4 protein-coding genes and 1 pseudogene are annotated in these 7,566 nt (G+C 65.3%); all 5 read right to left on the bottom strand.

Going from position 1 to position 7,566, the window contains the following annotated elements:
- Positions 1–159: 159 nt before the first annotated feature.
- On the bottom strand, positions 160–996 hold the full coding sequence (locus IVA82_RS07365) for a CarD family transcriptional regulator (RefSeq protein ID WP_247383527.1): 837 nt from the start codon (positions 994–996) through the stop codon (positions 160–162).
- A 344-nt stretch (positions 997–1,340) separates the two neighbouring features.
- Positions 1,341–1,679 carry a ferredoxin FdxA gene (gene fdxA, locus IVA82_RS07370; RefSeq protein WP_027545217.1) on the bottom strand — a complete coding sequence of 113 codons (339 nt, stop codon included), beginning with the start codon at positions 1,677–1,679 and terminating at the stop codon, positions 1,341–1,343.
- Positions 1,680–1,823: 144 nt separating this feature from the next.
- Positions 1,824–2,093: pseudogene (locus tag IVA82_RS07375) on the bottom strand (RNA-binding S4 domain-containing protein); the annotation flags it as partial.
- A 34-nt stretch (positions 2,094–2,127) separates the two neighbouring features.
- On the bottom strand, positions 2,128–5,568 hold the full coding sequence (locus IVA82_RS07380; RefSeq protein WP_247383529.1) for a helicase-related protein: 3,441 nt from the start codon (positions 5,566–5,568) through the stop codon (positions 2,128–2,130).
- Between the two features lie 811 nt (positions 5,569–6,379).
- Positions 6,380–7,189 carry a DUF3108 domain-containing protein gene (locus tag IVA82_RS07385; protein ID WP_346658703.1) on the bottom strand — a complete coding sequence of 270 codons (810 nt, stop codon included), beginning with the start codon at positions 7,187–7,189 and terminating at the stop codon, positions 6,380–6,382.
- Between the last annotated feature and the right edge of the window lie 377 nt (positions 7,190–7,566).

Consider the following 7,566-nt stretch of genomic DNA (forward strand, 5'->3'; position numbering starts at 1 on the left):
TCTCGCGATGACGCCCTTGCGCTTCGCTAACCCTTCGCCGCCATCAGGCTGGGTAAAGGACTTCCACCTCCAAGCTGTCGAACATGCTCGGCACACCAAAAAAAGCCCGGCCGAGCGGCCGGGCTTTTGATTTGTTGCGATGATGGACGCGAGAGACGCTTACGCGGCCTCGTCGGCGACCGTGGCGCCATCGGCGTCGTCGGCATCGCCCTCGGCATCCGTATCGGCCTCGCCGTCGGCGGCTTCCGCCTTGGCGCCGGTGCGGCGCGGGCTCTTGGCGAGCTGGGCTTCGATCTCCTTGACCGCTTCGGTCTCGGTCGAGTGCTGCACCACCGCGATCTCGCGCGACAGACGATCGAGCGCCGCTTCATAAAGCTGGCGTTCGCTGTAGGACTGCTCGGGCTGCGATTCGGAGCGGTAGAGATCGCGCACCACTTCTGCGATCGCGACGATGTCACCAGAATTGATCTTCGCTTCGTACTCCTGGGCGCGGCGCGACCACATGGTGCGCTTGACGCGGGCGCGGCCCTTGAGCGTCTCGAGCGCCTTCTTGACCAGCGCGGGCTCGGAGAGTTTGCGCATGCCGACGTTGGCGACCTTCGCGGTCGGAACGCGCAGCGTCATCTTGTCCTTGATGAAGTTGATGACGAACAGCTCGAGCTTGGCACCGGCGATCTCCTGCTCCTCGATGGCCAGAATCTGGCCGACGCCGTGAGCGGGATAGACGACGAATTCGTTGGCTTTGAAGCCCTGGCGCTGGGTCACGACCTTCTTTTCCTCGACCTTCGGCGCGGGTGCAGCGGCCTTCACGGCCGGCTTGGCAGCGACGGGGGCCTTGGCAGGGGCGACAGCAACAGGCGCCTTCGAAGCAACAGGCTTGTGAGCGGGAGCCTTATGAGCGGGAGCCTTGGAAGTGGCAGCCTTGGAAGTGGCAGCCTTGGCAGCAGGCTTGGAAACGGTCGCTTTCGCGGCAGTTTTGGCAGTCTTATGAGGCATTGCGCTTCTTTTGTTCTTCGAGGACTTTGCAGCCGGCGCCTTGGCAGCGGCCCGACCCTTGGATGCGCTACGGCTGGCCGCGGCGACTTTTTTGGCCTCCTTATGGGAAGCCCTCGCTGAAGTACTCTTTTTACGCGTTTTCTGTGACACAGCCTGCGCGCGGAAACTGCCACGCCCCTGTTCGACATTTGGTTTCACGGGAACCCAGAGGGGCCAAGTGGGCTGACGGGGTTCAGCTTGATGTGCCCAATATAGCACATTTCCCGCAAAAATCAATGATTTAGGGGTCTTGAGGGCTGGTTTTCGGCGCGTTTGAAGCTAATAGGGTTAAGTTTGAGCCTGAATTAGTCGCCGGAGCCGGGGTTCGGCGAAAAATACTTCTCGAACTTGCCTTCCATCCCGTCGAATTCCTTGGCGTCGGCGGGTGATTCTTTCTTCTGGGTGATGTTAGGCCAGCTCTTGGCGTAGTCGGCGTTGACCGAAAGCCACTTTTCCAATCCCGGTTCCGTGTCCGGCTTGATGGCGTCGGCGGGGCATTCCGGCTCGCACACGCCGCAATCGATGCACTCGTCCGGGTGGATGACGAGCATGTTCTCACCCTCGTAGAAACAGTCGACCGGGCAGACCTCGACGCAGTCGGTGTACTTGCACTTGATGCAGGCTTCAGTGACGACGTAAGTCATCCAACGCTCCGAAAAGCTCTTTTAAAAGTCGCGGCTTGCGTAGCGCGGATGGCCCGGCGCCGCAAGGTCGGGAGCGGCCGATCATGGCTGCTTTCCGCGCGTGATCGACCAAGAAATGAATGTAACGCGCAATTAATTGCGCTTCTAGTTGCGCTTGGCCTCGCCGAGCTCCTCGTAGAGCACGCGCGCCGAAGCAGCATCGCCGCGGCGCTCATTGAAGGCGGCCACTTTCAGGACGCGCACGGTGCGATCGAGCGCGATCGTCAGCACGTCGCCGATCTTGACCGCATGCCCCGGCGACTTCTCGCGCACGCCATTGATGCGGACGTGGCCGGTTTCGACGAGCTCAGCCGCCGAGGTGCGCGCCTTCACCACCCGCGCATGCCACAGCCATTTGTCGAGGCGCTGCCGTTCGGTCGTGGGCGTTCTTCCTCTTCCTTCCGCTTGGCTATTCCTTGCGCCCCGCGAGCTGCTCCTTCAGCGCGGCGAGCTTGGCGAAGGGCGAGTTCGGATCGATCGGACGATCGCGCTCGCGCGGATTCGCGCTCGATGCGTAGGGACGCAGCGAGGGACCGCCCTGGCGGTCGCGGCCCTTGTCGCGGTCGCGGCCACGATTGTCGCGGCCCTTGTCGCGATCGCCGCCGAACTTGCCCTTGTTGCGATCGCGATCCTTGTCGCGATCCTTGCCCTGATCTCTACCTTGGAAGCTGCGGTTCTCGCGTCCCTGGTTCTCGCGTCCCTCCTGGCGCGGCGCGCCTTCGGCGCCGCCCTCGCGAGGCTTGCGGAAATCCTTGCCGCCATCCCTGCGATGACCGCCATGGCGATGACGCTCGCCACGCTTCTCGCCATCGGCCGCCGGCGCCGCTTCGCCCTCTGCCGGTGCAGCGCCAGCCTGGGCGCCGTCCTGCGCACGCAGCTGATTGTGGTGACGCTGGTGGCGATGGCGCTCGTGGCGCGGCTTGCGATCCTCATGACGGCCAGCGGGACGCCAGACCTCGACGAGCTCGGGCTCCGCAGGTGCGGGTTCCACAGGCGCAGCGGCATCGGCCGATGTGGCGGCTTCCGCTGCGGCGGTCTCTGCGGGTGCAGCCTCGAGGCTCGGAACCTCCTCAGGCGCGGCGGCCTCTTCAGCCGGCGGCGCGATGCCAGGGGCGTCTTCCGGTGTGACGGGGGCTTCGCTTGATGCTTCCAACGCCGGCCCGGCTTCCGGTGCGGGCTCGTCGTGCTGCTCCATGCCGGGCGCGTCTTCGACCGTGACCGGCTCGGCGGCGACTTCGGTGGATGCAGTCGACTCCTCCGGGAGGCCGGCAACGGCCTCGGCTGCGATCTTGGTTGAGGTCTCGCTCGACGTCTCTGCGCTGCCCTCGGCGGGCAACGTTTCGGTTGCGACCGTCTCCGCGACAGGCGCCGCCGGCTTCGGCGGCAGCGGTGCGCGCTTCTCCATGCGATAGCCGAGCGCGCGCAGCACCGAGGCGAAATCTTCGCCGGCCGAGCCGGTGAGCGAGGTCATCGCCTGCGTCACGACAAAACCGCGGCCGTCGAACGCGCCGGCCGGCTTTTCGCCGGGCGAATTCTCGCGCCACGACAGCGCCGGGCGGATCAGATCGGCGAGCCGTTCCAGAATGTCGACGCGCACGGCGCGCTCGCCGGCCTGCTTGTAGCCGAGCACGCGATAGGCATCGCGCGGCAGCTGCTTGTCGACCGGGAACGAGGTGCGGCCCGAGCTTGCCAGATGCTGCGCGCCTGACAGCGACGACAGATCGACATTGTCCTGCTTCAGCGCCCACAGCAGTGCGGCAAGCGCACGCGCCGCGGGCTTCAACAGGCCGGGGAAATAGAGGTGATAGGCGCCGAAGCGGACGCCGTATTTGCGCAAGACGGCACGCGATGGCTGGTCGAGATCCTTCAGCTCGCTCACGATCTTCGGCCGCTCCAGCACGCCGAGCGCCTCGACCAGCTGATAGGCGATGCCGCGGGCAATGCCGGTGACGTCAGCCGCTTTCGACAGCTCGAACATCGGCCCGAGCAGCTTTTCGATATGCGTCTTGAGCCAGAGATCGAGCCGCGCCTGCACCTTGTCGCGGGGCGCGCCTGTCAGCCGCTCGTCGGAGATGATGCGGATGCGCGGATGCAGCGCCTCGTCTGCGGCGGTCAGCCGCGCCACGGCATCGCCGGTCCAGCGGATGGTGCCGTCGGACGTCAGCACGAACTGCTCGTCCGGCGCATTGCCCAATTTTTCGGCGCGCGCATTGATCTCGCCGGCGAGCACCGCCTGGGCGGCAGCCTGCAAGGCTTTCGCATCCGAGCCGGCTTCCGCCGCATCCGGTGCAAAGGTGAAGCCATCGAGGCGGCCGATGACATGGCCTTCGACGATGACTTCGCCGGTCTTGCCGATTTCCGTATTCAAGCTCGTGTTCTCCCGCAAGCGGCGCATCAATACACTGGTCCGACGATCAACGAAACGCTCAGTCAAGCGTTCATGGAGCGCATCCGATAATTTATTTTCGACCTCCCGCGCGATCCCCTGCCAGTGTTCGGGGTCGGCGAGCCAGTCCGGCCGGTTGGCGACGAAGGTCCAGGTGCGGATCTGCGCGATCCGCGCCGACAGGGTGTCGATGTCGCCGTCGACGCGGTCGGCCTGGTCGATCTGGGCGCCGAACCAGGCGTCGGGAATGCGGCCCTTCTGCATCAGGAAGCCGTACAGCGTGGTCACCAGCTCGGCATGGGCGGCCGGCGACAGCTTCCGGTAATCCGGGACCTGGCAGGCTTCCCACAGCCGTTCCACAGCCGCTTTGCCATGCGCGATATCGCGCACCTCGACGTCGCGGGCGGCGTGATCGAGCACCCGCATGTCCTCGGCGATCGGCGCGCGCGTCAGGGACTCGTGGCCGGGGGCGAGGTTCAGCGAGACCTGGAGCGCGCCGAGCGAGGCGAAATCCAGCCTGGCATTGCGCCATTGCAAAACCTTGACGCTGTCGAAAGTGTGGTTCTGCAGCGCGTTCACAAGCTCGGGCTCGAACGGCGCGCAGCGGCCGGTGGTGCCGAAGGTGCCGTTGCGCGTGGCGCGCCCTGCGCGGCCGGCAATCTGCGCGAATTCGGACGGCGTCAGGCGGCGGAACTGGTGGCCGTCGAACTTGCGGTCGGAGGCGAAGGCGACGTGGTCGACGTCGAGATTGAGGCCCATGCCGACCGCATCGGTGGCGACGAGATAATCGACGTCGCCGTTCTGGAACATCGCCACCTGCGCATTGCGCGTGCGCGGTGACAGCGATCCCAGCACCACGGCGGCGCCGCCATGCTGGCGGCGGATCAGCTCGGCGATGGCGTAGACTTCATCGGCGGAGAAGGCGACGATCGCGGTGCGCCGCGGCTGGCGCGTGATCTTGCGGTCGCCGGCGAATTCGAGCTGCGACAGCCGGGGCCGCGTGATCATGGAAACGCCGGGCAACAGACGCTCGATGATCGGGCGCATCGTCGCAGCCCCGAGCAGCAGCGTCTCGTCGCGGCCGCGGCGGTTGAGGATGCGGTCGGTGAAGACGTGGCCGCGCTCGAGATCAGATGCGATCTGGACCTCGTCGACGGCGAGGAAGGAGACGTCGAGGTCGCGCGGCATCGCCTCGACGGTCGAAACCCAATAGCGCGGCGCCTTCGGCTTGATCTTCTCCTCGCCGGTGATCAGCGCGACGGCCTCGGGTCCGGCGCGATCGGCGATCTTGTTGTAGACCTCGCGCGCCAAGAGCCGCAGCGGCAGCCCGATCATGCCGGACGAATGCGCCAGCATCCGTTCGATGGCCAGATGGGTCTTGCCGGTGTTGGTGGGCCCGAGCACTGCAGTGACGCCAGCACCGGGGGCGCGCTCGGAGGCGAAGGGGGAGGAGGAAAAAGGCATGTAGGGGATTAGGTAATGGCGATTTGGGGCGAATGTCAGTGCTGTTTGGGGCGATGGCGCGAAGCGCTCATCGTGCGTACACACCGCTGTCATCGCCCGGCTCGACCGGGCGATCCAGTATTCCAGAGGCGGCGCAGATCAAGCCGAGAGGGCGCGGCGTACTGGATGCCCCGGTCAAGCCGGGGCATGACAGCGGAGAATACGGCGACGCTCCCCAATCCTCGCGCAACTGTCTCACTTTGCGACGCTTTTCCCGTTGGCTTTAAGCTTCGGAACGACTCCAGAACGAATCGCGGCCGAATCGCTGACGGCGTGTTGAGTCCTGTTCCGTTCACGCAAGATGTCGCGGGACGTTGGTTGCCTCGCACTAGATGGAGTTTCGCGCTGTCGCACAAGCGGCGTTTGCGTGGCGGGTTTCTTAAAGCTGGGGACGGCGCGGAGTCGAATCAGAATCGGGGAGGAGTCAAATGGATTCACGTGGGCGGACCATCCAACACCAAAAGCGTGAAAACAACCCCATGCACAGTAGGTAAGTCGTTGAAATGACGGGCTTGTTTACCGGCCAAAAATCTCCTCCCCGTCATTCCGGGGCGCGCGTCAGCGCGAGCCCGGAATCCATCGCACAACGATCTCTGCGGCCTGATGGATTCTCAGATGCGCAATTGCGCATCATAGCTCGCGCCAAAGGGAGCGCGCCCCGGAATGACGGGGGGCGGAAACCGTAGCCTGCATGGAGCGCAGCGGAATGCGGGGGGCCGCGGGCGGGAATCCCGGATTTCGCTTTCGCTCCATCCGGGCTACGCGGCCGCGCCTACTGCGTCTTGGCGACTCTGGGCGGCTGGGCTGAGGTGATGAAGCTGGTGGCTTCCAGCATCGCCGGGCCCAAGGGCGTCGGCACTTTCAGCCAGAACGGGACCAGGATCCGCGTGCCCGCCACTGGCGCAAACGCGATCTCGATGTTGCGCTGGGCGGCGAGGTATTTGATCACGGGGCGGTCGGGGATGTAGCCGGCGACGGGGACGAAATACAGCGAGCAGACCACGACCGGGCCGCGATAGCCCTTTTCCGCCTTCACCGTTTCCATGCGCTTGAAATCGAGCTTGAGCTCGTAGCGCATGCGGCCGTCGAACACCGGCGCGGAATTTTTGCAGGCCTCCGCCGACAGGGGATCGCCGGTGCCGGGCACGCGCAGCAGCGAGGCCGTCATCGGGTCCCAGACGCCGCGGCGATGCGCCTCGGTGACGACGATGCGATCGGCATCGACCGGCGGCTCCGGCAGAATCGCAAAGTCCTTCACATTGCCCTTGTCGAGCGTGATGCGGATCTCTTCGGTTTTCTTCGAGGTGGTGGTGGAGGCCTGGTAGCCGGTCGCGACCAGCGCGCCGTTGACCACGCGCCCCTGCGAGGCGCCGGTGCCGGACCCGTTGGCGATCGATTTCAGCAGCCCCGAGGTGCCGCCCGAGGCCGCCGCGGAAAACACCTCGTCCTGGATGTCGATGTTCCAGGCGCCCTTGCCGACGGGAATGCCGGCCAGCGTCGCCTCATACTGCGCCTCGAGCTTGCCCTGCGCCGCCGCCGGCTTCGCCTCCCAGGCGAAAGCCAGGGCGCACAGCGCGGCCAGAGCCCGCCGGCCGGCGCGATGCAGCCGGGGCAGATGAGGGATCAGGGTCAGCACGAAGCCATCCAATGCGGCCGTCAGGCCTTGTTAGGTAAGCCAAATATCGCGGCAAACCAAATAATGTGTCCGGGCGCAAAGGCTGCGGAACTCCAGGCGACTTTTCGGGTGCGATTACGCCCTTTATGTGATGGTAAGCGGTTTTAATCATTGCCGTTTTGGTGATTGCGCAACCGCGGGCTCGAATACCTCTCCCGCTTGCGGGAGAGGTCGGCGCGACCGGGCGATGCGAAGCATCGTCTCGCGCGCCGGGTGAGGGCTCTCTCCTCTTGGGGACACCATCCGTGATAACGACTGCCCCTCTGCGGAGGCACCCCCCATTG

Origin of the sequence: Bradyrhizobium sp. 142 (assembly GCF_023074015.1) — a bacterium.
GTDB lineage: Bacteria > Pseudomonadota > Alphaproteobacteria > Rhizobiales > Xanthobacteraceae > Bradyrhizobium.